This is a genomic window from Amnibacterium setariae, assembly GCF_003581425.1.
GTDB classification, from domain to species: domain Bacteria; phylum Actinomycetota; class Actinomycetes; order Actinomycetales; family Microbacteriaceae; genus Amnibacterium; species Amnibacterium setariae.
Window position 1 is genome coordinate 763,035 of record NZ_QXTG01000001.1, and the last position, 24,387, is coordinate 787,421.

A 24,387-nucleotide genomic window follows, 5' to 3' on the forward strand; every position below is an offset into this window, starting at 1 on the left:
CTTCGCGCGCGCCGCCGAGAAGTCCTTCAAAACGGATCCCGGCGGTACGGTGCATCGACTTGGACGGGTGTCCAACTCGACGCGGAGGAGGCGCCGTGCAGCGGATCGCGGTGGCGGACCGGCGAGCCTCGCTGCTCGCCGCCGCGCTGCGCGTGATCGCCCGGGACGGCGTCGCCCGCGCCTCCACCCGCGTCATCGCGGCCGAGGCCGGCATGCCGACCGCGAGCTTCCACTACGTCTTCGCCTCGCACGCCGCGATGCTCGAGGAGCTCGTCGCCGGGATCCTCGAGGCGCAGGCCGCGGCCGTCGCCGAGGCCGTCGGCGAGGCGGGCACGCTCCACGAGTTCGCGGGCGGCGCGCTGCAGGGCTGGCTCGACCGCGCTGCGGCCGAGCCCGCGGTCGAGATCGCCCTGCAGGACGTCGTCGCGTTCAGCCGGGCGTCCCCCGACCTGCACCACCTGGCCGCGACCGTCTACGAGCACTACGCGGCCTCCGTCGCCGGCTTCGTCGCGGCCGCGGAGGAGCGGTTCGGCGTGCGCTGGACGGTGCCGTCGGCGGACGTCGCGCGCTTCGTGCTCGTGCTGACGGACGGCGTCGCCGCCCGCTGGCTCGTCGACCGCGACGAGGCGGCCGCCCGCCGCGCCCTCGCGCTGGGCACCCGCGCGCTGCTCGCGCTCGTGCAGGAGCAGCGCCCGTGATCGCGGTCGAGCCGACCGCGCGCGTCGGCGCCCGCTGGATGGCCGGGTTCGCGATCGCGTGGCTCGGCGTGTGGCTCGGGCAGCTCACCGTGATCCAGCTGCTGCTGCCGACGCAGGTCGCGGACACCGGGGCCGAGCGCGGCTTCGTCGACACCGTCGTGCGGTTCGGCTGGGTCTCCGCCGTGGCGGGCGTCGCCGCGCTGATCGCGTTCCCGGTCGTCGGCGCGCTGTCGGACGCGACGGTCTCGCGGTTCGGGCGTCGCCGCCCCTGGATCGCGATCGGCACCGCGATGTTCGCCGCGGGCCTGCTGCTGCTCGGCGTGCAGGACTCCCTCGCCGGCGTCGCGCTCGCGTGGGCGGTCGCCCTCGCCGGGTTCGCCGCCGTCTCCTCCGCGCTCACCGCGCTGATCGCCGACCAGGTGCCGGTCGCCCAGCGCGGCGTCGTGTCGGCCTGGGTGTCGGTGCCCCAGGCGGTCGGCACGATCCTCGGGCTGCTGCTGATCGAGGCGCTCGCGCTGCCCCGCGCGGGGTCCTACGCCGTCGTCGCGGTCGTCCTGGTCGCGCTGGTGCTGCCGCTGCTCGTCACGGTGCCCGACGCCCCGGCCCGGGACGCGCGGCCCCGCCTCCGGCTCGCGCAGATCACCGGGTCGCTCTGGATCGACCCCCGGACGCACCCGGACTTCGCGTGGACGCTGGCCGGCCGGCTGCTCGTGAACCTCGGCAACGCCCTCGGGACCAGCCTGCTCCTCTACTTCCTCTCGGAGGGTCTCGGCGACCGGCACGCGGAGGACGACCTGGTGCCGCTCGTGCTCGTCTACCTGGTCGCGCTCGTCGTGGCGAGCCTGGTCGCCGGGCGGGCCAGCGACCGGACGGGCCGGCGGCGGGTGTTCGTCGCGGCGGCGGCCGTGCTGCAGGCGGCGGCCGCGGTGCTGCTCGCCGCCGTACCCGCCTACGGCACCGCGCTCGTCGGCGCGGCGCTGCTCGGAGCGGGCTACGGCGTCTTCCTCGCGGTGGACCAGGCGCTCGCGACGCAGGTGCTGCCGGACCCGGCCGACCGCGGGAAGGACCTGGGGATCATGAACGTCGCCCTCGCGGTGCCGCAGGCCTTCGGGCCGCTGCTCGGCGCCGCCCTCATCGTCGGGTTCGGCGGCTTCCCGGCGCTGTTCCTCGGCGCCGGGGTACTGTCCCTGCTCGGCGCGGTCGCCGTGGCGCGGGTGCGGAGCGTCGCATGACGCTCCTCGCACCGTCGGCCGCGACCCCGTGGCTCGCCCCCGACCGCTTCTGGCCGGGCGTGATCGCCGCCACGGCGGACCTCGACGCCCCGGTCGGCGTGCTCGAGCTCGACGCGCTGGCCTGGAACGCGGCCGACCTCGTGCGGCGTGCGGGCGGCACGCCGATCCGGCTCGCCTCCAAGTCCCTCCGCGTCCGGGAGGCGATCGAGGCGGTCCTCGCGCTGCCGGGCTGGCACGGCGTGCTGGCCTACTCCCTGCGCGAGGCCCTCCGGCTCGCGACGCGGATCGACGACGTGGTGCTCGGCTACCCGACCGTCGACCGCGGCGCGATCGCGGCTCTCGCCCGCGACGAGGAGGCGGCCCGGCGCATCACCCTCATGGTCGACTCGGTCGACCAGCTCGACGTCGTCGACGCGGTCGTCCCGCCCGACCGCCGGCCCGAGCTGCGGGTCGCGATCGACCTCGACATGTCGATCGACCTGCCCGTGCTCGGCCACCTCGGCGTGCGGCGCTCCCCGCTCCGCGACGCCGCCTCGGCCGTCGCGCTCGGCCGGGAGGTCGCCCGCCGCGCGGGCTTCCGGCTCGTCGGCCTCATGGGCTACGAGGCGCAGATCGCGGGCGTCGTGGACCGCTACGGCGCGAACCTCGCGCACGAGCGGGTGATCGCCGAGGTGAAGCGGCGCTCCGCCGCCCAGGCCTTCGCGCGCCGCGAGGCGGCGGTCGCCGGCCTGAGCGAGATCGCCGAGCTCGAGTTCGTGAACGGCGGCGGCACCGGCTCGATCGAGTCGACGATCACCGACTCGTCCGTCACCGAGCTCACCGCGGGCAGCGGCCTCTTCGCCGGGCACCTGTTCGACCGGTACCGCACGTTCCGCCCGGCGCCCGCCGCCTCCTTCCTCCTGTCGGTCGTGCGCACGCCGCAGACGGGGCTCGCGACGGTCGAGGGCGGCGGGTGGATCGCGTCCGGCCCGATCGGGCCCGACCGGCGGCCGCTGCCGGTCTGGCCGCCGCGGCTGGCCTACGAGGCGCGGGAGCAGGCCGGGGAGGTGCAGACGCCGCTGCGCGGCGGCGCGCTGCGGACCGGCGACCGCGTCGTCCTCCGGCACGCGAAGTCGGGAGAGCCCGCGGAGCGGCTCGCGGCGTACCGGCTCGTCCGCGGCGGGGTCCGGCAGGGTGAGTGGCCGACCTACCGCGGCGAGGGGATGACGTTCACATGACGGGCACCTGGACGAACTGGGGCCGCACGAGCCGGTCGACCCCGGCGCGCACGGTGCGGCCGAGGTCCGCGGAGGCCGTCGCCCGGGCGTTCCAGCAGGCGTCCCGCGACGGGCTGACGGTGCGCCCGGTCGGCTCCGCCCACAGCTTCACCGCGCTGGCCAGGACCGAGGGGGTGCTGCTCGAGACGACCGGGCTGGCCGGCCTGCGCGGCGTCGACCGCGACGCCGGCCGGATCACGGTCGGCGGCGGCACGACCATCGCGCAGACGGCGCGGCTCGCCGGCCGGTTCGGGCTCGCCCTGTCGAACCTCGGGGACATCGACCGGCAGACGATCGCCGGCGCGATCGGCACGGGCACCCACGGCACGGGCGCCGGCTTCGGCCCGATCGCGTCGCAGGTCGTCGCCCTGCAGCTGGTGACGCCGGGCGGCGACGTGCTCGACCTCGCCGGCGACGACCCGCTGCTGCCCGCCGCCCGCGTCTCGCTCGGCGCGCTCGGCGTCGTCACCGCGGTGACCCTGCAGTGCGTGCCCGCCTTCGGGCTCGCGGCGGAGGAGCGGGCGGAGCCGCTCGACGCCGTCGTCGACGGCCTCCTCGACCGCGTCGCCGCGGCGGACCACTTCGAGTTCTACTGGTTCCCCGGCACCGACCTCGCGCTGACGAAGACGAACACCCGGGTGCCGCTCGACGCCGTCGGACCGAGCGCCTCCCGGCTCCGGCGGTTCGTCGACGACGAGGTGCTGTCGAACGGCGTGTTCGAGCTGACCTGCCGGGTCGGGCGGCGCGCGCCGGTGCTCGTGCCGGCGATCAACCGGCTCGCCGCGCGGACCGTCGCCGAGCGGGACTGGTCGGCGCCGTCGCACGAGGTGTTCACCTCCCCGCGCCGGGTGCGGTTCGCGGAGTCCGAGTGGGCCGTCCCGCTCGAGCGGCTGCCGGAGGCGTTCGAGGCCTTCCGGTCGGCCCTGCGGCGCAGCCGGCTGCGGATCTCCTTCCCGGTCGAGGTGCGCGCGGCCGCCGCGGACGACAGCGCCTGGCTCAGCACCTCCGCCGGCCGTGCGACCGGCTACGTGGCGGTGCACTGCTACGCCCGTGACGTGCGCCGCGAGTACTTCCGCATCGCGGAGCGGGTCTTCGCGGGCTTCGAGGGCCGGCCGCACTGGGGCAAGCTGCACACGCGGGGCGCCGAGCAGCTGCGGGAGCGCTACCCGCGCTTCGACGACTTCGTCGCCGTGCGCCGCCGCCTCGACCCGGGCGGGCTGCTGCGGAACCGGCACCTCGACCACGTGCTCGGCCCGCTGTAGTCAGGGGACGAGCACGAGGCGGTCGTCCGTGCTCGCGGTCCACGCGGCCCGCACGTCGCGGAGCGGCACCGCTCGAGCCCGGACGTCGTACCCGCCGGTCGTGATCTCCGTCGCGATCGCGGGCAGCTCGGCGACGACGTCGCTCGGGGCGACCGACCCCTGCCCGCTGCCGACGAGGCGGAGGTTCATCGCCCGCAGCGCCGCGGAGGGGATCGGCGACTCCAGGCCGCCGACCGAGCCGATCTGGACCCAGGTGAGCAGCCGGTCGTCCTCCCGGCGCGCGGGCACGACCGCACGCAGCGCGGTCGCGGTGGTGCCGCCCCAGACGTAGTCGAGGACGACGTCGAGGTCGCGGCCCGCGGCCGCGAGGCCGGCGCGGACCGCGTCCGGCTCGTCGGACAGCGCGATGACCGCGTCCGCGCCGAGCGCGGGAAGCCGCTCGAGCTCCTCCCGGTTCCGGCCGGCGGCCGTCACGTGCGCGGCGCCGAGCCGCTTCGCGACCTGCACCGCCAGCCGGCCCGCGCTGCCGGTCGCGCCGAGCACGAGGACGCGGGCGCCGGCGGTCCGCTCGACCCGGCGGGTCAGGGCGAGCCAGGAGGACATCGCCGGGTTCATCGCCGCGGCGACGACGACGGGGTCCACGCCGTCGGGGAGCGGCGCGCTGCGGGCGGGGTCGACGAGCGTGCGCTCCGCCATCGACCCCCACGCCGTGCCGGGGAGGACGAAGTACCGCAGCACGCCCTCGGGGTCGCGGCCGACGCCGTCCACGCCGGGCACGAGCGGCAGCGCGTCGGTGCTCGTGTAGTGCGACCCGTCGGCCTGGGACCGGACGCGGGGATGGAGGGCCGCGGCCACGACGTCGACGGGCACCTGCCCCTCCTGCGGCTCGGGGAGCGTCACCTCGCGGTAGGCGGGCGGGGTGCGGAAGTCGTCGACGACGGCGGCGTGCATGGGATCCTCTCGGGTATGATTGGGATTCCCAATCAAAGTAGTTTGGAGTCCCAACCATGTCAACCTCCGAGGAGGACGCCGCGCTGCGCGACGCGCTCGTGCGCATGTCGTTCGAGGTCATGAGCCGCCTGACGCGCGTCGCCGCGGAGGAGGGGATCTCCCTCAGCCAGCTCCGCGTCCTCGGCGCGCTGCGCGACCGCCGGCCGCGGATGGCCGAGCTGGCGGCCGGGCTCGGGCTCGACCGGTCGAGCGTCACCGGCCTCGTCGACCGTGCGCAGCAGCGCGGGCTCGTCGAGCGGACGGCCGAGGAGGGGGACGCCCGGGTCGTGCGCGTCGGGCTGACCGCCGAGGGCCTGCGGGAGGCCGAGCGCATCGCCGAGCGCGTGTCCGGGCTGCTCGCGGACGCCGTCGTCCCGCTGTCCGCGGACGCCAAGGCGTCGCTGAGCGCGGCGCTCGAGGAGGCCTTCCCCGTCTCGTTCTGAGACGGTCCGGTCAGGCCGCGCGGAGCTCCTGCGGCTCGACCACCACGTCGACGAGGGCGCCGTTGCGCCAGACCGTCATCTCCAGCCGCGTGCCGATCGTCCGCTCGACCATGAGCCGGGTGATGTCCGTCACGGTCGCGACCGGGCTGCCGCCGAGCGACACGACGACGTCCCCCGGCCGCGCGCCCGCGGCGGCGGCCGGGCTGCCGGCGACGACGGACGCGACCTGCACGCCGTGCGGGGCGCCGACCCGGGCCGCGATCTCGGGGCGGAGGCGGACCCGCGCGCCCGCGATGCCGAGCCAGGCCCGCCGCACCCGGCCGCGGGTCCGCAGCGCCTCGATGATCTCGAGCGTCGTCGCGGAGATCGGGACGGCGAGCCCGAGGCCGACCCCGGCGACCGCGGTGCTCACCCCCACGAGCCGCCCGGCGCTGTCCGCGAGCGCGCCGCCGCTGCTGCCCGGGTTGAGCGCCGCGTCGGTCTGCACGACCTCGTCCACGACCCGGCCCGCCCGGGTGGGCAGCGAGCGGCCGAGCGCGGAGACGATCCCGGCCGTCACGCTGCCCGCGAGGCCGTGCGGGTTGCCGAGCGCCACGACGAGCTGGCCGACCCGCAGCCGCGCGGCGTCGCCGAACGGGACGGGCGATGGGGTCGGGTCGTCGGAGCGGAGGACCGCGAGGTCGGACAGCGGGTCGCGCCCGATCACGCGGGCGTGCGCCTCGGTGCCGTCGCCGAACGCGAGCTCCACGCGGTCGGCGCCCTCGACGACGTGGGCGCTGGTCAGCAGGTGGCCGGCCGGCGCGATCACGGTCGCGCTGCCGGCGCCGGTGCCGCGTGCCGTCCGGACGGTCACCGCGGCGACGGAGGGGGCGACGGCGTCCGCGACCCGGATCACCGTCTCGGAGTAGGCGTCGAGCGCCTCCGCATCGGTCATGCAGGGGGGATGGACCCGCCGCCCAGCGCCCCTGCGCGGGTTCGCCGACGGCGGATGCTCCTGCCCGGTGCTCGCGCGGGACGGTCTCGAGGCTCGCTGCGCTCGCACCTCGACCAGCGGGCCTCGGGGTGCCCGGGCTCTGCTAGACAAGTCGTAGAGCACGGGAGGTGCGGGGTGGTCGGTCGACGGGCGCACGGGCAGCTGAAGACGACGGTGCTCGCGCTGCTGCGCGAGGCGGGCGAGCCGGTGAGCGCGCGCATGCTGCTCGAGCGCTGGCCCGACGCCGAGCCGAAGCCGGCGTTCACGACCGTGATCACCGTGCTGACGCGGCTGCAGCAGGCCGGCGCGGTCGAGCGCCTCGACGGCGGGGAGGCGCGCTTCCGCGTGCGCGCCGTCGCCGGCGGCGTCGCGGCCGAGTCGATGCTCGCGGCGCTGCTCGAGTCCGCGGACCGCGGCGCGGCCCTCATGTCCTTCGCGGAGCAGCTCGACGCGACCGACCTCGACGTGCTGCGGCGGGCGGTCGGCGGGAGCGCGCCGTGATCGTCCTCGCGGTCCTGCTCGCGGTCGCCGCCGCCTGCGTGCTCGGCGCGCCCCGCCTCCTCCGCCTCCGCGGCCCCGCCGTGCGCCGGCCGCGCCTGCTGCTCGTCGCCTGGTGCACCGCGTTCCTGACGGGCGCGGCGGCGATCGCCGCGTCCGTCCTCTGGAGCGTGATGCTGGCGATCGCCGCGCACGCGGAGCCGCTCGACGCGGGCTGGCTCGCCGGCGTGCTCGCGTGGAGCGCGCTCGCGGTCGTCGGCGCCGCCGGCGCGCTCGTGCTCACCCGCGCGGAGCCGCTGCGTTCGGGCCGGGAGGCGGCGATCCGCGACCTCGACCTCCTCGCCGCCGCCTGCACGAAGCGGGTCGACCGGCTCGGCGCGGTGCCGGTGCTGCACATCCGCGCCGACCGTCCGATCGCCTTCAGCTCGACGGCGGACGGGGGACGCATCGTGGTCTCCACCGCGCTCGCGGACGCGCTGACGGCGGGCGAGCTGCGCGCGGTGCTCGAGCACGAGCGGGCGCACCTCGCCGGACGGCACGACGTGCTGCTGCGGACCGCGGCGCTCAACCGCATGTGCCTCCCGGCCCTGTTCGGCGCCCGGGCGTTCGACCAGGCCGTCCACCTGCTCGTCGAGCTCGCGGCCGACGACGCCGCGGCGCGGGTCTGCGGCGAGCGGACGCTGGCGAGCGCGCTCCGACGCACGGCGGCCCTCGAGGCGAACGAGTGGGCCGAGATCCGCGCGGCCCGGCTCGAGCAGCGGCCGGACGCCTCGCGCCGTCGTGCCCGCGCGGGTGGAGGTCTGCTCTACAAACTGTAGAGTGACGGCGTGACGATGGGAACGCCGCTGACCGCGACCGTCGCCACCACCCTCTTCGGCGTCCTCGCCCTCTGGTTCGCCGGCCGCGTCGTGGCCAACCGCGACGTGCCGGACCGCGTCTCGAACCTCCTCCACCTCGCGATGAGCGGCGCGATGGTCGCCATGCCGTGGTCGTGGGCCGCGCCCGCGCTGCCGCAGGTCGTCGTGTTCTCCGCGGGCGCGTTCTGGTACGCCGGCGCCGCGCTGTTCCGGCCCGCCGCGGACGCCGGCCTCGGCGTCGGGCACGGCGCCCACGGCCGCATCGCGGGCCTCTGGTACCACGCCGGGATGATGCTGGCGATGGTCTGGATGGCCGTCGCGATGATCCCCGGCGCGCCCTCGGCCCACGAGGACATGGCCGGCATGGGCGGCATGGCCGGCATGAGCCACGGCGCCGGCGCAGTCATGACCGGCGACGTGCCGTGGGCGCTCGCCGTGTCGATCGCGCTCGGCACGCTGTTCGTCGGCGCGGCGGTCTGGCTGGCCGGGCTGCTCGTCCGGGAGGCCGCCGGTCCCGCGCGGCGGCTCGAGGTCGCCGACCTCGCCGCGTCCACCGCCATGGCCGCGGGCATGGCCTACGTCCTGCTCGTGCTCGCCACCTGAGTCCCCGTCCCCGTCCCCGTCCCCGAACCGAGGAGTCCCGCATGCCCCGTCCCCGCACCTCCGCCCGCCGCACGGCCGTGCGCCTCGTCGCCGGGCTCGCCGTCGCCGCGGGCGCCGTGCTCGTCGGGGCGACCGCCGCCTCCGCGCACGTGCACGTCGACGGGGAGGACGCGACGCGGGGCGGGTACGGTGTGCTCACCTTCCGCGTCCCGACCGAGTCGGACACCGCGTCGACCACCGAGGTGACCGTGACGATGCCGACGAGGACGCCGATCGCGTCCGCGAGCGTCGAGCCCGTCGCCGGCTGGACCGCGACCGTCAGCACGGCGAGGCTCGAGAAGCCGATCGAGACGGACGACGGGCAGCTGACCTCCTTCGTCTCCCGCATCGTCTGGAAGGCGGAGGCCGGCAAGGGCATCCGCCCCGGGCAGTTCCAGCGGTTCGCCGTGTCCGCGGGGCCGCTGCCGGACGTCGCACGGCTCGAGTTCCCGACCCGGCAGACCTACAGCGACGGCAGCGTCGTCGACTGGAACCAGACCGCGACCGGCTCCGCCGAGCCGGAGCACCCGGCGCCCGTGCTGCAGCTCGCCGCCGCGGACGACGAGCCCGCGCCCGCCGCGACCGAGGCCGCGTCGGCCTCGCAGGCGACCGGCTCGAGCACCGCGGCGCTCGCCGTCGGCATCGTCGCCGTGGTGCTCGCGGCGGCCGCGCTGCTCGTCGGGCTCGTCGGCCTGCTGCGGTCCCGGAGGGGCGCATCCGGCGCGTGATCGGCGCGCGGGCGGCGCGGGTCCTCGGGGGACTGCTGCTCGCGGTCGTCGCCCTGCTGCTCCTGCCCGCCGCCCCGGCGTCCGCGCACGCCGTGCTCGTGTCGAGCGACCCCGCGGACGGCTCGCGGCTCGAGCAGGCGCCCGCCGCGGTGCGGCTGACGTTCGACGAGGGCATCGCGCTGCCGCCCGCGGCGACGACGGTGCTCTCCTCGACCGGTGCGCGCGTCGACGCGGGCCGCGCGCGGCTCGAGGGGCGGACCGTCGTGGTGCCGCTCGAGGCCGCCGTGCCGGAGGGGGTCTACACGGTCGCCTACCGCGTCGTGTCCGCGGACAGCCACGTCGTCTCGGGCTCGCTCCGCTTCGGGGTGCGGCGCGACGCACAGGCGGTGGAGGGCCCGGTCTCCCTCGGGTCGCCGCTCGACCCCGCGCTCGGCGCCGCGATCGGCGCGGGCTACCTCGGCGCGGCGCTCGGCGTCGGCGCGCCGGCCGCGGCGGCGGTCCTCTGGCCGGCCGTGCAGCGGCGACGGCGCGTGCTGCGGCTCGCGCAGGCCGGGCTGCTCGTGCTCGCCCTCGCGACGCTCGCGGACCTGCTGCTGCGCGGCCCCCGCGCGTCGGGCGGCGGCTGGGCCGGCGTGCTCCGCGTCGAGGACCTCGGCTACACGGTCACGAGCCCGGCCGGGGCGGTGCTGCTCGTGCGGCTGCTGCTCGTCGGCGCGCTCGCCGGCCTCTCCCTCGCCCGCGCCCCGCGGCCGCGCATCGCGGGGGTGCTCGGCGTCGGCGTGCTCACGACCATCGCGCTGCTCGGCCACGCCACGGACGGCGCGGCCTCCCTGCTCGTGCCCGCGGCGGTGGTGCACCTGGCGGCGATGGCGCTCTGGCTCGGCGGCCTCGTCGTGCTCGTGACCGCGGTGCTGCCGCGGGTGCGCCGCGCGCCCGCCGCCGGCGTCCGCCTCCTGAGGCGCTGGTCGCTGGTCGCCTACACGTGCGTCGCCGTGCTCGTCGTGACGGGGGAGGTCCAGGCCTTCCCGACCGTGGTGCCCCTCGACGCGCTCTGGTCGACCGGGTACGGCGTGCTGCTGCTCGCGAAGCTCGGGCTGCTCGTGCTCGTGCTCGTGCTCGCGGCGGCCGCGCAGCGGGTCGTCGCCGGAGCGAGGGTGCCGCCGCGCGCCCGCCTGTGCCGGACCGCGGTGGTCGAGGTGGCGGGGCTCGTCGCGATCCTCGCCGTCACCGGGGCGCTCAGCACCACGGCGACGGCCGCGGAGACCTACGGTCCGGCCGTCACCCGCACGGTCGCCGCGGGGAGCGACCGCCTCGTCGTCCAGGTCGACCGCACCCGCCGCGGGCCCGCCGTGATCCGGGTCCGCGCCCTCGACGCGGGCGGCCGGCCGATCCGCCTCCGGTCGCTCGAGGGGGCGCTCGGCACGGAGGGGGTCGCGGCCCTCGACGTCGCCTTCCGTCGCGACGGCGACGGCTGGCGCAGCACCGGCGCCGGCCTGCCGATCGCGGGGGAGTGGACCCTCACCCTGCAGACCGAGGTCAGCACCACCGCGGGCACCGCCGCGGCGGTGTCCTGGCCCGTCTGGTAGCCCCTGCGGAATCGCTCGGGCGTCAGGCCTCGGGCTGCGCCTGGTGCGGGGTGAAGTTGCGGAGGCGGAGGCTGTTCGTCACCACGAGCACCGAGGACAGCGCCATCGCGGCCGCGGCGATGAGCGGGTTCAGCAGCCCGGACGCCGCGAGCGGGATCGCCGCGATGTTGTAGCCGAAGGCCCACACGAGGTTGCCGCGGATCGTGCCGAGCATCTTCCGCGCCAGCGCGACCGCGTCGGGCACGGCCCGCAGGTCGTCGCGGACGAGGATCACGTCGGCCGACTTCATCGCGACGTCGGTGCCGGTCACGATCGCCATCCCGAGGTCCGCGGAGGCGAGCGCCGCGGCGTCGTTGATCCCGTCACCGACCATCGCGACCTTCCGGCCCTGCCGCTGCAGGTCGGCGACGACGGCCGCCTTGTCGGCGGGCAGCACCTCGGCGATCGTCTCGTCGAAGCCGAGCTCCGCGCCCACCGCGGCGGCCGCGCGGGCCGAGTCGCCGGTGAGCAGCACGGTGCGCAGCCCCATCGCCTTCAGCTGCGCGACGGCCTCCCGGGCCGTCGGCTTCACGTCGTCCGCGAGGCCGAGCACGCCGGCGGCGACGCCGTCGACCGCGACGAGCACGAGGGTGCGCCCGGCGGTCTCGAGCTCGAGCACCGCCTCGTCGAGCGCGGCGGGGACGGCGACGCCCTGCTCGACGAGCAGGCGGCGGTTGCCGGCGACGACGCGGCGGCCGCCGACGACGCCCGCGGCGCCGAGCCCGCTGAGCGCCTCGAAGCCCTCGACGGGCTCCGGGCGGCCGAGCTCGGCCGCGGCGGCGCCGGAGATCGCGCGGCCGATGGCGTGCTCCGAGTCCTGCTCGAGCGCCCCGGCGAGGCGCAGCAGCCCGTGCCGGTCGAGGTCGCCGACGGGGCGGACGTCCGCGACCGTGAAGGCGCCGGTCGTGACCGTGCCGGTCTTGTCGAGCACGACGGTGTCGATGCGGCCGCTCGCCTCGAGGGCGTCCTGGCCCTTCACGAGGATGCCGAGCTGGCCGCCGCGGCCGACGCCGACCATCAGCGCGGTCGGCGTCGCGAGCCCGAGCGCGCACGGGCAGGCGATGATCAGCACGGCGATGCCGATGCCGATCGCCGCGCCGACCGGGGCGCCGGCGAGCAGCCAGCCCGCCGTGACGAGCACGGCGAGGCCGATGACGGCCGGGATGAAGACGCTGGTGACCCGGTCGACCAGGCGGGTGACGCGGGCCTTGCGGCGCTGCGCCTCGTCCGCGATCGCGGCGAGCTGCGCGAGCCGGGTGTGCTGGCCGACGCGCTCCGCGACGACCGTGAGCGCGCCCGAGCCGTTGACGGTGCCGGCGGAGACGGTCGAGCCGGGCCCGACCTCCGCGGGGGCGGTCTCGCCGGTCATCGTGCTCGTGTCGACGGAGGAGCGGCCGGCCTCCACGATCCCGTCGACGGGGACGGAGGAGCCGGGCCGGACCACGACGACGTCGCCGGGGCGCACGCGCCCCGCGGGCACCTCGACGTCGCCGTCGGGCGTGCGGAGGAGCACGGAGCGGGCCGCGAGGCCCGAGATCGCGTGCAGGACGTCGCCCGCGCGGCGGCGGGAGCGCGTCTCGAAGTAGCGCCCGCCGAGCTGGAAGGTGACCATGCCCGCGGCGACGTCGAGGTAGATCGCGTCCGCGCCCGGCGGGGTGGGGCCGAAGCCGATCCAGTAGCCCGCGGCGGAGGGGCCGCCGACGAGCACGACGAGCGCCCAGACGAACGAGACGACGGCGCCGAGCGACACGAGGGTGTCCATGCTCAGCGAGCCGGAGCGGAGGTTCCGGAGGGTCGCCTTGTGGAACGGCCACGCGGCCCAGGTGACGATCGGCACGGCGAGCAGCACGCAGAGGAGCTGCCACCCGGGGAAGCGCCACGCGGGCACGAGCGCGAGCAGGATCGTGAGGTCGCAGAGCGGCACCGAGAGCAGCGCCGAGACCGTGAGGCGGCGGCGGAGGGAGTCGATCCGGTCGCTCGTCGCGCGGCGGGACCACTCGTCGTCGCCGGGCGTGTGCAGGGCCGCCTTGTAGCCGGCCTTCTCGACCGCGGCGACCGCGCCGTCGACGTCGCCGTCGAGCCCGACCACGGTGGCGCGCTCGGTCGCGAAGTTGACGCTCGCGGTGACGCCGTCGAGGCGGTTCAGCTTGCGCTCGATGCGGTTCGCGCAGGCCGAGCAGGTCATGCCGGCGATGTCGAGCTCGACGACGTCGTCCATCGTCCGGACCGTCGGCTGGTCGGTCAGCGTCGTCATCCGCACCTCCGGGTCGAGCGTCGCACTACAGATTGTAGAATCGCCGCGCTGCATCGGCCGCCGACGGGGGACACATCCATGAGCACGGAGCACGCCGTCCGCGGCGCCGAGGCCCCGGCGCCGACCGCGCCAGCGGCGTCCGCCGCGTCCGGCCGCCGCTCCGACGCCCTCGTGGTCGTCGCGGCGCTCGTCCCGCTGCTCGCGGTCGGCGTCGCCGCGGTCCTCCTCGGCGCCCAGCCCTACGCGGCCGTCGGCAAGAGCGCGCCGGGCCTCGCGACGTCCCTCGCGAGCGGGCTGCTGCACGGGGTCGTCGCGGTCGCCTCCGCCTGGTGCGTCGCGAGCCTCGCGTACGCGGTGCTCGGCCGGCAGCGCTCCGGCACCGGCCGGCTGACGCTCGACTACTTCACGGACGCGCGGCCCGTCGCGGTGTCCGCCGCCGTGTGGGCGGTCGCCGCCCTCGCGCTCGTCGCCGTCGACGCCGCCGACGCGGGCGGTCAGCCGCTCGGGCGCATGCTCGTGCCCGGCGTCGCCGGCTACGCCTTCTCGTACACGTACCTCCCGACGGCGTGGCTCGTCGTCGCGGTGCTGGCGGCCGCGATCGCGATCACCGCGTTCCTCGCCCACGCCTGGCAGACGCACGCGCTGCTGCTCGTGCTCGGCCTCGTCGCGCTGCTGCCGCCGGTCGTCGTGACGCAGGTGCTCGTCGGCCCGAACCACGACTTCGGCAGCGACGCGGCCACCGTCGGCACCCCCGCGCTCGCCGTGCTCGTCGGCCTGCTCGCCGTGCTGCGGCACCGCTCCGTCGCGGGGCCGCGCCCGGGGCCGGTCTCCCTCCTCCGCGTGCGCCGCATGCTCGCCCTCGCCTGGGTCGTCGCGGCGGGGTCGGACGTCGTCCTCGCGCTCTTCGAGCTGTGGGGCTCGCCGTTCCTCGGCTCGCCGACGGCCTGGCTGTTCCTCGTCCGCTTCGCGCTCCTCGGGATCATCGCGCCGTTCGTGCTCCGCGGCCTGCGCCCGGGGGAGGCGGACCGCGCGGCCGCCCGGCGGGACGCCGCGCGCCGCAGCGCCGTCGCGCTCGTGCCGGCCGCCCTGCTGCTCGGCGTGTGGCTCGTCATGAGCCGCATCCCGCCGCCGCAGTACTTCGTGCCGACGTCGGTGAACCAGACCTTCTTCGGCTACGACCTGCCCGGCGCGCCCACCCTGGCGACGCTCGCCACCGCGTGGCGGCCGAACCTGCTGTTCCTGCTCGTGTCGCTGGCCGCAGCGGGCCTGTACGTCGCGGGCGTCGTCGCGCTGCGCCGCCGCGGGGACGCCTGGCCGGTCGGCCGCACGGTCGCGTGGCTGCTCGGCTGGGCGGTCGTCGTGATCACGACCTCGAGCGGGCTCGGCCGCTACTCCAGCGCCGTCTTCAGCCTGCACATGGTGCTGCACATGGCGCTGAACATGCTCGGCCCGCTGCTGCTCGTGCTCGGCGGCCCGATCACGCTCGCGCTCCGCGCCCTCCCCGCGCACGGCCGCTCGAGGGCGGCGGGGGTGCGCGAGTGGATCGCCGCGCTGCTCGCCTGGCGGGTCACGCACGTGCTGTTCAACCCGCTGCTCGTCTTCGTGCGCTTCATCGGCGCCTACTACCTGCTGTACTTCACGCCGATCTTCGACTTCGCGCTGCGCTACCACTGGGCGCACCAGCTGATGAACGTCGAGTTCCTCGTGATCGGCTTCATGTTCTACGGGCTGGTCATCGGCGTCGACGCGCCGCCGCGGCCGATCCCGCACATCGGCAAGCTCGGCATGGTGCTCGCGGCGATGCCGTTCCACGCGTTCTTCGGCGTCGCGGTGATGACGAGCAAGGACGTGATCGCGGGCGACTTCTACCGCTACCTCCGCGAGCCGTGGGCGGGGGACCTGCTCGCCGACCAGGCCGTCGGCGGCGGCATCGCGTGGGCGGCGGGCGAGATCCCGCTCGTCATCGTGATCGTCGCGCTCGTCACGCAGTGGGCGCGGCAGGACAACCGCGTCGCCACCCGCCTCGACCGGCACCTGGACCAGGGCACGGACGACAGCTGGGAGGCGTACAACGCGATGCTCGCGAAGCTCGACTCCCGCGGCGCCCGCGCCGACGCCCCGGCCGCCGCCGCGCCCCGCGACCCCTCCTGACCGCCGCCGACCCCCTCCCGCCCACCGGGAGGGAGGGAGGGGGTCCGAAGAACTCCCCGCCGGGCCTCGTTAGAGTCCTCCCACCTGGAGCGAGGAGCGCCGTGTCCGCTGCCGAGGTGACGACGCCCGTCGCGGCGCGGCCGCCCGAGCGCCGCCTCCTGCGCCTGCTCGGCCCCGCCTTCGTCGCCGCGATCGCGTACGTCGACCCGGGGAACGTCGCCGCGAACCTCTCCGCCGGCGCGGGCTACCAGTACCTGCTCGTCTGGGTGCTCGTCGCGGCGAACGCGACCGCGGTGATCGTGCAGTACCTGTCGGCGAAGCTCGGCGTCGTCACCGGCCGCACCCTGCCGGAGCTGCTCGGCGAGCGGCTGCCGCGCCCGGGCCGCCTCGCGTTCTGGGCGCAGGCGGAGCTCGTCGCCGCGGCGACGGACCTCGCCGAGGTCATCGGCGGCGCGATCGCCCTGCAGATCCTGTTCGGCATCCCGCTGCTGCCCGGCGGCGTGCTCGTCGGCGCGATCTCCGTCGGGATCCTCGCCGTGCAGTCCGCGCGCGGCCAGCGCACCTTCGAGTCGGTCGTGATCGCCCTGCTCGCCGTGATCACGGTCGGGTTCGTCGCCGGGCTCGTCGTCAGCCCGGTCGACTGGGGCCGGGCCGCGGAGGGGCTCGTGCCGCGGTTCGCGGACTCCGGCTCCGTGCTCCTCGCCGCGAGCATGCTCGGCGCGACCGTCATGCCGCACGCGATCTACCTCCACTCGGCGCTCGCCCGCGACCGGCACGGCGTCACGACCGACCCGGCGCGGGTGCGGATCCTGCTGCGCGCCACCCGGCTCGACGTCGTCCTCGCCCTGCTGGTGGCGGGCACCGTGAACATCGCGATGCTGCTGCTGGCCGCCGCGTCGCTGTCGGGCGTCGCGGGCACCGACACCATCGAGGGCGCGCACGCGGCCATCGGCTCGGCGCTCGGGCCCGTCATCGCGACCGTGTTCGGGATCGGGCTGCTCGCCTCCGGGCTCGCCTCCACCTCCGTCGGCGCCTACGCGGGCGCGACGATCATGCAGGGGCTGCTCCACGTGTCCGTGCCGCTGCTCGCCCGCCGGGTGGTCACGCTGATCCCCGCGCTCGTGATCCTCGGGCTCGGCGTCGACCCGACCCTGGCCCTCGTGCTGAGCCAGGTCGCCCTGTCGCTCGGCATCCCGTTCGCGCTCGTGCCGCTCGCCGTGCTGACGAGCCGCCGCTCCGTGATGGGCGCGGCCGTGAACCCGGTGCCGCTCCGGATCGCGGCGGGCGTCGTGAGCGCGCTCGTCGTCGCGCTGAACCTGACGCTGCTGGTCCTCACCGTCTCCGGCTGATCCGTCGGGCGGTGGTCTCGAGGCTCGCTGCGCTCGCACCTCGACCAGCGGGGCGGGGAGGGGCGGCGCCGCGGGAGGCGCGGGATCAGCCGCGCCGGGGGAGGACCGCCGCGAGGCGGGCGGCGCGCGGCGAGGTGAAGACGTCCTCCAGCGCGATCGGCCGCCCGTCGGGGCCGGACAGCGGCACGCGCCAGTTCGGGTACTCCTCGAGCGTCCCGGGCTGGTTCTGCGTCCGCCGGTCGCCCACCAGGTCGACGAGCGCGGCCCCGACGAGCCGCGCGGGCGTCAGCACGAGGTACCGGTGCAGCGCCACGACGGTCTCCTCCTCCGAGGCGTCGTCGGCGAGGAGACCGCGGCTGCGCACCTCGTCGAGCCAGACGCGCTGCTCGGCGCGGTCCGCGGCGAGCTCCTCCTCGACCGGCCGGGTGAGCAGCCCGAGCTCGTCGCGGAGGCGCACGTGCTCGCCCTCGAGGTACCCGGCGGTGGGCGGCAGGTCGTGGGTGGTGACGGAGGCGAGGCACTGCTCGCGCCAGCGCTCGGCCGGCAGCGCGCCGCCGTCCGCGGTCTCGAACCACAGGATCGACGTGCCGAGGATCCCGCGGGAGGCGAGGTGGGTCCGGGCGGACGGGTCGACGACGCCGAGGTCCTCGCCGACCACGACGGCCTGCGCCCGCACCGCCTCCAGCGAGAGCACGCCGATCAGCGCCTCGTGGTCGTAGTGCACGTAGGCGCCCCGGTCCGCCTCCTGCCCCTCGGGCACCCACCACAGCCGGAACAGCCCGATGACGTGGTCGACCCGCACCCCGCCCGCGTGCCGCAGCACGGCGCGGATCAGGTCGCGGAACGGCGCGTACGCCGACGCCTCGAGCGCGTCCGGCCGCCACGGCGGCTGCTGCCAGTTCTGCCCGAGCTGGTTGAAGGGGTCGGGCGGCGCGCCGACCGTGACGCCCTTCGCGTAGGCGTCGCCGAGCCGCCACGCGTCCGCGCCGCCCGGGTGCACGCCGACCGCGAGGTCGTGCATCACCCCGATGCCCATGCCGGTGCCGAGCGCCTTGTCCTGCGCGTGCGACAGCTGCTCGTCGAGCAGCCACTGCAGCCAGCACGTGAAGTCGACGTCCTCCGCGTGCTCCGCGGCGAAGGCGGCCACCGCGGGGGAGCCGGGGGTCCTGAGGTCCTCCGGCCAGGTGCGGGCGTCGGTGCCGTGGGTCTCGGCGAGCACGCTCCACGTCGCGAAGTCGACGAGCGCGGCGCCCTCGCGGCGGCGGAACGCGGCGAGGTCGAGTTCCCGGCCGGCGGAGCGCGGCACGGTGAACAGCAGCCGCAGCGCCTCCCGCTTCGCGGCCCACGCGGTGTCCCGGTCGATGCGGTCGGCGGCGGCCGCCTTCTCGCGCACGCGCCGCGCGAGCATCGCGACCCGCGCCCTGGCCCGGGAGGGCAGCGCCGCGTACTCGGGGACCGCCTCGACTCGGAGGTACAGCGGGTTGAAGAAGCGGCGCGACGACGGCAGGTAGGGGGAGGGCTCGAGCGGCGGCACCGGCTCGGCCGCGTGCAGCGGGTTGACGAGCACGTAGTCGGCGCCGAGGTCGGCGCCCGCCCACACGGCGAGGTCGGTGAGGTCCGCGAGGTCGCCGACGCCCCACGACCCGGCCGACCGCACGCTGTAGAGCTGCGCGGCGAGGCCCCAGCCGCGCCGGTCGCCCTGCCGGGCGGGCAGCCCGACGTCGGCGGGCGTGACGATCAGGGGCGCCTCCTCCGTCCGGTCGCCGGAGGCGGCGACGAGCCGGTGGTAGCCGAGGGGCAGGTCGCCCGGGATGCGGAAGGTCGCCTCGCCGACGAGCGCGCCGTCGACCTCGCGCGGCGGCACCCACTGGTCGACCTGCTCGAGGTCGCGGCGGCCGCCCTCCTCCAGCTCGACCGCGAGGGCCGCGGGCGCCCCGTCGGGCACGTGCATCCACACGAGCCGCTCGGCGCCCTGCACGGCGGTGGTGCAGGCGGGCAGGGTGCGGCGCCACGGCGCCTCCCAGGCCGCGTGCAGCGCCGCGACCGGGTCGGCCGGGTCCGCGCCGAGGGCGGTCAGCACGGCCGTGAGCGTCTCCGTCGACACCGTGCGGGTCTCGCCGCGCCAGTCGGTGAACGACGTCGCGACGCGGTGGGCCCGCGCGAGATCGAGGAGGGGCTGCTCGGGCTGCGTCACGGGAGAGGATCCTGCCCCGCGCACCTCGGGAGCCGCTCGGGGAGGGCGCTCAGGCGCGGCCGGGGACAGTAGGGCCGTGGCCCTTCCCCGATCGACCCCCTCCGCCCAGGGCGTCGCCGCTTCCGGCGTCGCCGCGTTCGTGGACGCGCTCGAGGCGCATCCGGCGATCGATCCGCACGGCATCGTGCTCGTCCGGCACGGGCACGTCGTCGCCGAGGGGTGGTGGGCGCCCTTCACCCCCGACCGCCTCCACCTGCTCTACTCGCTGTCGAAGACGTTCCTGTCCACCGCGGTCGGGTTCGCGGTGCAGGAGGGGCTGCTCTCGCTCGACGACGCCGTCGCCGACCACTTCCCCGAGTTCCGCGACCAGCTGCCGGAGGCGAGCCGCCGCATCCTCGTCCGCCACGCGCTCGCCATGGCGTCCGGGCACGCGATCGACATGGCGACGACGTCGATCACGACGGACCCGCTGGAGCCCGTGCGGGGGTTCCTCCTCCACGCGCCGGAGCACGAGCCCGGCACCTGGTTCACCTACAACCAGCCGGCGAACTACTCGGTCGCGGCGATCGTGCAGCGGGCCGCCGGCACCGACCTCGTCGGCTACCTCCGCCCCCGCCTGCTCGACCCGCTGGGCGTCGAGCCGGTCTCCTGGCAGCAGTACCCGTCGGGCCGGTCGCTCGGCTTCACCGGCCTGCACGCGACGACCGAGACGATCGCGAAGCTCGGGCAGGTCCACCTCGCGGACGGCGTCTGGGAGGGGGAGCAGGTGCTGCCCGATGGCTGGGCGGCCGAGGTGCGCGAGAAGCGCGTCGACACCGACCGCGAGGGCAACCCCGACTGGGCGCAGGGCTACGGCTTCCAGGTCTGGATGGCCCGCCACGGCTACCGCGGCGACGGCGCCTACGGGCAGTTCTGCGTGATCCTGCCCGAGCAGGACGTGGTCCTCGCGCTCACGTCGGCGACCGAGGACATGCAGGCGATCCTCGACGCCGCGTGGACGCACCTGCTGCCCGCGTTCGGCGTCGACGGCGAGGGCGAGGACGCGGACCGGGCGCTCGCCGACCGCCTCGGCGCGCTCGAGCTGCCCGCGACGGGCGGCGCCGCGACCGGGTCCGGGACGGCCCGCACGAGCTGGGAGGGGTCCGGCCTGACCGCCGCGCTCGAGGACGGCGGCGTCGTGCTCGCCGACGGCACCGTCACCCTCCGCCTGCCGATCGGCACCGGCGGCTGGACCGTGCTCGAGGGCGACGACGACGCCCCGCCCGTCGCGGTGTCCGGCGGCTGGACCGACGACGTGCTGCGCCTCGACCTGCAGTTCCTCGAGGGGCCGCACCGCCTCCACGTCGAGCTGCTGCCCGCGGGCGGCATCGTGCCGCAGTGGGGCACGACGCCGCTCGACTTCGGGATGCTGAACTCGATGCTCGGGCAGCGGGCGCCGAGCCCGCTCGCCTGAGCCCGGCCCTCAATACGCTTCCGGGCATGGCTCTTCCTCCGGTCGCCGTGCTCGGCGGCGGCAACCTCGGCTCCGCGATCCTCACCGGCCTGGCCGACGCCGGTGTGCAGGACCTCCGCACGACGACCCGGACCGCGGCGTCCGCCGCGCGGTACGACGGCACCGCGATCCGCGCAGCGGCGCTCGAGACCGACCCGGAGGCGAACCGGGCGGCGATCGCCGGCGCCGGCGTCGTGATCTCGGGCGTCAAGCCCGCAGGCACGGCCGACCTGCTGCGCGCGATCGGCCCCGACCTCGCGCCCGGGGCCGTCGTCGTGAGCCTCGCGGTCGGGACGCCGATCGCGCCGCTGGAGGCCGCGCTGCCGGGCGGCGCGCAGGTCGTGCGCGCCATGCCGAACACGCCCGTCCGCGTGCGGCGCGGCGTGACGGGGCTCGCCCGCGGCGCCGCGGTCACCGACGAGGGCTTCGCGGCCGTGACCGAGCTGTTCGGGCTGCTCGGCGAGGTCGTCGTGCTCGACGACGAGCGGATCGACCGGATCTCGACGATCTCCGGCAGCGGCCCCGCCTACGTCTACCTCCTGCTCGAGCGCTTCGCCGACGCGGCGGTCGGCCTCGGCTTCGCGCGGCAGGACGCGGAGCGCACCGTCGCCGCGACCTTCGCCGGGGCGCTCGCGCTGCTCGAGGCGTCGGGGGAGTCGCCGGAGGCGCTGCGCCGCGCGGTGACCAGCCCGAACGGCACGACCGCGGCGGCCGTCGCCGTGCTCGAGGAGCGCGACCTCGGCGGCACGATCGCCGCCGCCCTGGCCGGCGCCCTCCGCCGGGCCGACGAGCTCGCCGGCCGCTGAGGTCCCGGTCTCGAGGCTCCTTCGTCGCACCTCGACCAGCGGGGGCGCCTCCGCTCCGCTGGTCGAGGTGCGAGCGCAGCGAGCCTCGAGACCACCCCTCAGCGCTGGATCACGTCGCGCCCTGGGGCGGGTCGAGCAGCAGCGCCTCCCGCTCGGCGAGGTACGGCTCGAGGTCGCGGCCGGCGCTCGCGGAGAGGCTCCACCGCACCTGCACGCGGCCGTCCTCGAGGAAGAGGGGACCGGTCGCGCCGGTCAGCGCCTCCGGGGTCAGCTCGATCGGGTCCGCGTCGTAGTGCACGGTCGACCCGGCCGGGAAGGGGCCGCGGTGCGCGGCGGCCCGGACCTCGCGCCGCTCCTCGGTCGAGACGGCCATGTGCCCCGGGTGCCCGGGCGGCACGGCGCGCGTGACGCGGCCGGTCGCGCGGACGCCGCCGTCCTCCTCGAGCAGCAGCACGCCGAGCCGCCACACCCGCCCGAGCGGCACGAGACGCGCCTTCCGCGGGATGCCGAACCGCCGCGCGGCGGGCTCGAACGCGGCGACCGCCTCCGTCGGGGCGCCGGCCGCGGCGAGGCGGGCGGCGGTCTCCGCGAGGGTCCGGCGGGCGTCGGCCGCGGCCTGCGCATCCGCCATGCCCATGCCGGGCAGGGTATGCCCCAGGACTGGGGGTACGCAGGCGGCCGATCCGAACGGGCCGCGCGGACGAATACCACTCCGCGACCAGCACCATGAAGAGGTCACCCCTTCCCCACGAACGGAGTCCGCGTGCGTCTCAGCAGGAACCGCCGCATCGAGCAGGACGAGGTCCTCACCGCCGCCGTCGCGGTCGCCTTCGACCTGGGGCTCCATGCCGTCACCGCGGCGAACACGGCGGCTCGGCTGAGCGTGCCCGAGCGGGCCGTGACGGCCGCGTGGCCGGACGTCGAGGACCTCGTCGCGACGACGTTCTCCCGCATCGTGGCGACCGAGCTCGCCGAGGCGAAGCGGCTGGTGCTCACGCACCCGTCGCCCGTCCAGCAGCTCGGGGTGCTGCTCGCGTACCTCGCGGAGCCCGCGGACGTGGACGCGGTGTGGCTCGAGTCGTGGAGCCTCGGCCGCCGCAACCCCGCGCTCGGCGCGGCCGTCCGCGCCGAGGAGGGGGCCTGGCACGCGTTCGTCGCGTCCGTCGTCCGCCGCGGCGTGCGGAGCGGCGACTACTTCGACATCGACCCGGACGAGGTCGCCGTGCACCTGCTCGCCGTGATCGACGGCGTCAACGCGTACGCGCTCGTGGGGTACCACAGCGACGTCGACCGCCTCCGGCTCCTCCGCGCCGTCGCCCGCACGCACCTCGGCGCGCACTTCGAGGACGAGACGGAGCAGGCGCCGCTCACCGCGGTCTGACCGCCCTCCGACCGCCGCCCGACCCCGGTGCCGCCCGGCGGTCCGGCCGCGTGGGGCAGGCTTGCCGGGTGCTCACCCGGTTCCTCGACCTGCTCGCGGGGCTGCAGGCCGTCACGCCGCCGGACGCGGAGTTCCTCTACGACGCCGCGACGCCGGACGGCGCGCTGCGCCTCGCGAACCTCCGCCGGTACCTCGAGCTGACCGCGAGCGCCGACACCCTGCTCGTCGGCGAGGCGCCCGGCTGGCGCGGGGCCACGATCACCGGCGTGCCGTTCATGAGCGTGCGGGAGCTCGACGCGCGCCCGGGGCTGCTGACCGGGGCGCCGGAGGGCGACGGGTTCCGGCGTCCCGAGGCCCCGGCCGCGACGTGGGAGCTCTCCGCATCCGTCGTGCAGAAGGCGCTGCGCGGGTGGCCCGTGCCGCCGGTGAACTGGCCGATCTACCCGAACCACCCCTTCCGCGCGCCCGATCGCGCCACGAACCGCGCGCCGCGGCGGCCCGAGGTCGTCGCCGGCGCCGAGATCGCGCTCGAGCTCGTCCGGGCGCTCCGGCCCGCGCGGGTCGTGGCGATCGGGCGGAAGGCCGAGCACGCGCTCGCCGCCGCCGGGGTCGAGGCGGTGGCGGTACGGCACCCCGCGCAGGGCGGCGCGGGGATCTTCGCGGCGCAGATGGCCGTGCTCGGAGCCGCGTGACGGCGCCGGAGCGGCTCGCGGCGCTCGACGCCGCGCTCGCGGTGCTCGCGTGCCCGGTCTGCCTCGAGCCCCTGGCGAGGGACGGGTCCGTGCTCGCCTGCGCGGCCGGGCACGCCTTCGACGTCGCGCGTCAGGGCTACGCGGCGCTCGCGACCGGGTCGACCGTGCCGGGCGACACGACCGCGATGGTGCGCGACCGGATCGACTTCCTCGCCGCCGGTCACTACCGGCCGATCGCGGAGGCGGTCGTCGCGGCCGTGCCGGAGGAGGCGCGCTGGATCGCGGACCTCGCCTCCGGGCCCGGCGCCTACCTCGCCGCGGTGCTCGTCGCGCGGCCGGCCGCCCGCGGCGTGGCGATCGACGTGTCCGCGGCTGCGGCCCGCGCCGCGGCGGGCGTGCATCCGCGGGGGGCGGCCGCACGGGCCGACCTCCGCCGGCGCGTGCCCCTCCGCGGCGCATCGGTCGACGCGGCGCTCGTCGTCTTCGGCCCGCGCGACGGCGCGGAGCTCGACCGCGTGCTCGCCCCGGACGGCGTCGTCGTGGTCGTGGTGCCCGAGCCCGAGCACCTGGCCGAGCTGCGCGAGCCGTTCGGCACGCTCGCGGTCGCGCCCGACAAGGAGCGCCGCCTCGCGGACCGGATGCGGCCCCTCCGGGTCGTGCAGGAGGCCCGCGTGACGGCGCACCCGGTGCTCCCGCCCGCGGACGTCGCCCGGGCGGTGCTGATGGGCCCGAACGGGCACCACCTCGCCGCTTACGCCGTGCGGGAGAGCGCGGCCGCGCTCGGGCCGCTGCCCATCACGATCGCGGTCCGCGTCCTCCGCTTCGCCCGCTGACCCGCCCCTTCCGTTTTGAAGGAGTCCTCGG

22 protein-coding genes are annotated in these 24,387 nt (G+C 76.8%); 17 read left to right on the forward strand and 5 right to left on the reverse strand.

Features of this window, described 5'->3' with window-relative positions; all coding sequences use genetic code 11:
• Nucleotides 1-95: 95 nt before the first annotated feature.
• From D1781_RS03950 to D1781_RS03965, 4 genes are read left to right on the forward strand one after another with little or no spacing between them, the layout of a single operon-like run.
• Nucleotides 96-698 carry a TetR/AcrR family transcriptional regulator gene (locus tag D1781_RS03950; RefSeq protein WP_158589988.1) on the forward strand — a complete coding sequence of 201 codons (603 nt, stop codon included), beginning with the start codon at nt 96-98 and terminating at the stop codon, nt 696-698.
• Nucleotides 695-1,930 carry an MFS transporter gene (locus tag D1781_RS03955; RefSeq protein ID WP_233550970.1) on the forward strand — a complete coding sequence of 412 codons (1,236 nt, stop codon included), beginning with the start codon at nt 695-697 and terminating at the stop codon, nt 1,928-1,930. Before D1781_RS03950 ends, D1781_RS03955 begins: the two co-directional genes overlap by 4 nt.
• Nucleotides 1,927-3,147 (forward strand): type III PLP-dependent enzyme domain-containing protein, encoded by a 1,221-nt coding sequence (locus D1781_RS03960; RefSeq protein WP_119480943.1) that lies wholly within the window; start codon nt 1,927-1,929, stop codon nt 3,145-3,147. Before D1781_RS03955 ends, D1781_RS03960 begins: the two co-directional genes overlap by 4 nt.
• Nucleotides 3,144-4,448 carry a D-arabinono-1,4-lactone oxidase gene (locus D1781_RS03965; RefSeq protein ID WP_119480944.1) on the forward strand — a complete coding sequence of 435 codons (1,305 nt, stop codon included), beginning with the start codon at nt 3,144-3,146 and terminating at the stop codon, nt 4,446-4,448. The genes D1781_RS03960 and D1781_RS03965 overlap by 4 nt, the downstream gene beginning before the upstream one ends.
• On the opposite strand, the gene D1781_RS03970 is transcribed toward D1781_RS03965, so the two are convergent.
• Nucleotides 4,449-5,399, reverse strand: a complete 951-nt coding sequence (locus tag D1781_RS03970) for a quinone oxidoreductase family protein (protein WP_119480945.1) — start codon at nt 5,397-5,399, stop codon at nt 4,449-4,451.
• Between the two features lie 56 nt (nt 5,400-5,455).
• Between D1781_RS03970 and D1781_RS03975 the strand changes: the two genes are divergently transcribed.
• Nucleotides 5,456-5,881, forward strand: a complete 426-nt coding sequence (locus D1781_RS03975) for a MarR family winged helix-turn-helix transcriptional regulator (RefSeq protein WP_119480946.1) — start codon at nt 5,456-5,458, stop codon at nt 5,879-5,881.
• A 10-nt stretch (nt 5,882-5,891) separates the two neighbouring features.
• Here the strand turns inward: D1781_RS03975 and D1781_RS03980 are convergent, their stop codons facing one another.
• Nucleotides 5,892-6,815: a S1C family serine protease gene (locus tag D1781_RS03980; RefSeq protein ID WP_119480947.1), complete on the reverse strand. Its 924-nt coding sequence runs from the start codon at nt 6,813-6,815 to the stop codon at nt 5,892-5,894.
• Between the two features lie 174 nt (nt 6,816-6,989).
• Between D1781_RS03980 and D1781_RS03985 the strand changes: the two genes are divergently transcribed.
• From D1781_RS03985 to D1781_RS04005, 5 genes are read left to right on the forward strand one after another with little or no spacing between them, the layout of a single operon-like run.
• Nucleotides 6,990-7,355 carry a BlaI/MecI/CopY family transcriptional regulator gene (locus D1781_RS03985; protein WP_158589989.1) on the forward strand — a complete coding sequence of 122 codons (366 nt, stop codon included), beginning with the start codon at nt 6,990-6,992 and terminating at the stop codon, nt 7,353-7,355.
• Nucleotides 7,352-8,170: a M56 family metallopeptidase gene (locus D1781_RS03990; protein WP_119480949.1), complete on the forward strand. Its 819-nt coding sequence runs from the start codon at nt 7,352-7,354 to the stop codon at nt 8,168-8,170. The genes D1781_RS03985 and D1781_RS03990 overlap by 4 nt, the downstream gene beginning before the upstream one ends.
• A gap of 15 nt (nt 8,171-8,185) precedes the next feature.
• Nucleotides 8,186-8,812, forward strand: a complete 627-nt coding sequence (locus D1781_RS03995; RefSeq protein ID WP_233551129.1) for a DUF5134 domain-containing protein — start codon at nt 8,186-8,188, stop codon at nt 8,810-8,812.
• A gap of 41 nt (nt 8,813-8,853) precedes the next feature.
• Nucleotides 8,854-9,579 carry a YcnI family protein gene (locus D1781_RS04000; protein ID WP_119480951.1) on the forward strand — a complete coding sequence of 242 codons (726 nt, stop codon included), beginning with the start codon at nt 8,854-8,856 and terminating at the stop codon, nt 9,577-9,579.
• The gene (locus D1781_RS04005) at nt 9,576-11,165 is read left to right on the forward strand and encodes a copper resistance CopC/CopD family protein (protein WP_119480952.1); all 1,590 of its coding nucleotides are present in this window, start codon (nt 9,576-9,578) and stop codon (nt 11,163-11,165) included. The genes D1781_RS04000 and D1781_RS04005 overlap by 4 nt, the downstream gene beginning before the upstream one ends.
• A gap of 22 nt (nt 11,166-11,187) precedes the next feature.
• On the opposite strand, the gene D1781_RS04010 is transcribed toward D1781_RS04005, so the two are convergent.
• Nucleotides 11,188-13,458: a heavy metal translocating P-type ATPase gene (locus tag D1781_RS04010; RefSeq protein WP_119480953.1), complete on the reverse strand. Its 2,271-nt coding sequence runs from the start codon at nt 13,456-13,458 to the stop codon at nt 11,188-11,190.
• 78 nt (nt 13,459-13,536) lie between these two features.
• On the opposite strand from D1781_RS04010, the gene D1781_RS04015 reads away from it, so the two are divergent.
• Both D1781_RS04015 and D1781_RS04020 read left to right on the forward strand, forming a co-directional pair.
• Nucleotides 13,537-15,609 carry a cytochrome c oxidase assembly protein gene (locus tag D1781_RS04015; RefSeq protein ID WP_119480954.1) on the forward strand — a complete coding sequence of 691 codons (2,073 nt, stop codon included), beginning with the start codon at nt 13,537-13,539 and terminating at the stop codon, nt 15,607-15,609.
• A 101-nt stretch (nt 15,610-15,710) separates the two neighbouring features.
• Nucleotides 15,711-16,958 carry an Nramp family divalent metal transporter gene (locus D1781_RS04020; RefSeq protein ID WP_119480955.1) on the forward strand — a complete coding sequence of 416 codons (1,248 nt, stop codon included), beginning with the start codon at nt 15,711-15,713 and terminating at the stop codon, nt 16,956-16,958.
• 85 nt (nt 16,959-17,043) lie between these two features.
• On the opposite strand, the gene malQ is transcribed toward D1781_RS04020, so the two are convergent.
• On the reverse strand, nt 17,044-19,152 hold the full coding sequence (gene malQ, locus D1781_RS04025; protein WP_233550972.1) for a 4-alpha-glucanotransferase: 2,109 nt from the start codon (nt 19,150-19,152) through the stop codon (nt 17,044-17,046).
• A 76-nt stretch (nt 19,153-19,228) separates the two neighbouring features.
• On the opposite strand from malQ, the gene D1781_RS04030 reads away from it, so the two are divergent.
• Both D1781_RS04030 and proC read left to right on the forward strand, forming a co-directional pair.
• A complete protein-coding gene (locus D1781_RS04030) occupies nt 19,229-20,605 on the forward strand; it encodes a serine hydrolase domain-containing protein (protein ID WP_119481723.1) in 1,377 nt (458 codons plus the stop codon).
• Between the two features lie 26 nt (nt 20,606-20,631).
• Nucleotides 20,632-21,450: a pyrroline-5-carboxylate reductase gene (proC, locus tag D1781_RS04035; protein WP_119480957.1), complete on the forward strand. Its 819-nt coding sequence runs from the start codon at nt 20,632-20,634 to the stop codon at nt 21,448-21,450.
• A 109-nt stretch (nt 21,451-21,559) separates the two neighbouring features.
• Here the strand turns inward: proC and D1781_RS04040 are convergent, their stop codons facing one another.
• Nucleotides 21,560-22,087 carry a hypothetical protein gene (locus D1781_RS04040; RefSeq protein WP_147392032.1) on the reverse strand — a complete coding sequence of 176 codons (528 nt, stop codon included), beginning with the start codon at nt 22,085-22,087 and terminating at the stop codon, nt 21,560-21,562.
• A 126-nt stretch (nt 22,088-22,213) separates the two neighbouring features.
• Here D1781_RS04040 and D1781_RS04045 point away from each other — a divergent pair, with 126 nt between their 5' ends.
• From D1781_RS04045 to D1781_RS04055, 3 genes are all read left to right on the forward strand, one after another.
• Entirely contained in the window at nt 22,214-22,831 is a 618-nt protein-coding gene (locus D1781_RS04045) for a TetR family transcriptional regulator C-terminal domain-containing protein (RefSeq protein ID WP_119480959.1), read from the forward strand.
• A 68-nt stretch (nt 22,832-22,899) separates the two neighbouring features.
• Nucleotides 22,900-23,523, forward strand: a complete 624-nt coding sequence (locus D1781_RS04050) for a uracil-DNA glycosylase family protein (protein ID WP_158589990.1) — start codon at nt 22,900-22,902, stop codon at nt 23,521-23,523.
• Nucleotides 23,520-24,356 (forward strand): putative RNA methyltransferase, encoded by an 837-nt coding sequence (locus D1781_RS04055; RefSeq protein ID WP_199706375.1) that lies wholly within the window; start codon nt 23,520-23,522, stop codon nt 24,354-24,356. Before D1781_RS04050 ends, D1781_RS04055 begins: the two co-directional genes overlap by 4 nt.
• Nucleotides 24,357-24,387: the final 31 nt, after the last annotated feature.

Bases quoted from the DNA above. Each gene is read 5' to 3' on its own strand.
- D1781_RS04040 (WP_147392032.1), bottom strand. From the start codon at position 22,087: ATGGGCATGGCGGATGCGCAGGCCGCGGCCGACGCCCGCCGGACCCTC.
- D1781_RS03960 (WP_119480943.1), top strand. From the start codon at position 1,927: ATGACGCTCCTCGCACCGTCGGCCGCGACCCCGTGGCTCGCCCCCGAC.
- D1781_RS03970 (WP_119480945.1), bottom strand. From the start codon at position 5,399: ATGCACGCCGCCGTCGTCGACGACTTCCGCACCCCGCCCGCCTACCGC.
- D1781_RS04010 (WP_119480953.1), bottom strand. From the start codon at position 13,458: ATGACGACGCTGACCGACCAGCCGACGGTCCGGACGATGGACGACGTC.
- D1781_RS04015 (WP_119480954.1), top strand. From the start codon at position 13,537: ATGAGCACGGAGCACGCCGTCCGCGGCGCCGAGGCCCCGGCGCCGACC.
- D1781_RS03975 (WP_119480946.1), top strand. From the start codon at position 5,456: ATGTCAACCTCCGAGGAGGACGCCGCGCTGCGCGACGCGCTCGTGCGC.
- proC (WP_119480957.1), top strand. From the start codon at position 20,632: ATGGCTCTTCCTCCGGTCGCCGTGCTCGGCGGCGGCAACCTCGGCTCC.
- D1781_RS03995 (WP_233551129.1), top strand. From the start codon at position 8,186: ATGGGAACGCCGCTGACCGCGACCGTCGCCACCACCCTCTTCGGCGTC.
- D1781_RS03980 (WP_119480947.1), bottom strand. From the start codon at position 6,815: ATGACCGATGCGGAGGCGCTCGACGCCTACTCCGAGACGGTGATCCGG.
- D1781_RS04000 (WP_119480951.1), top strand. From the start codon at position 8,854: ATGCCCCGTCCCCGCACCTCCGCCCGCCGCACGGCCGTGCGCCTCGTC.
- D1781_RS03965 (WP_119480944.1), top strand. From the start codon at position 3,144: ATGACGGGCACCTGGACGAACTGGGGCCGCACGAGCCGGTCGACCCCG.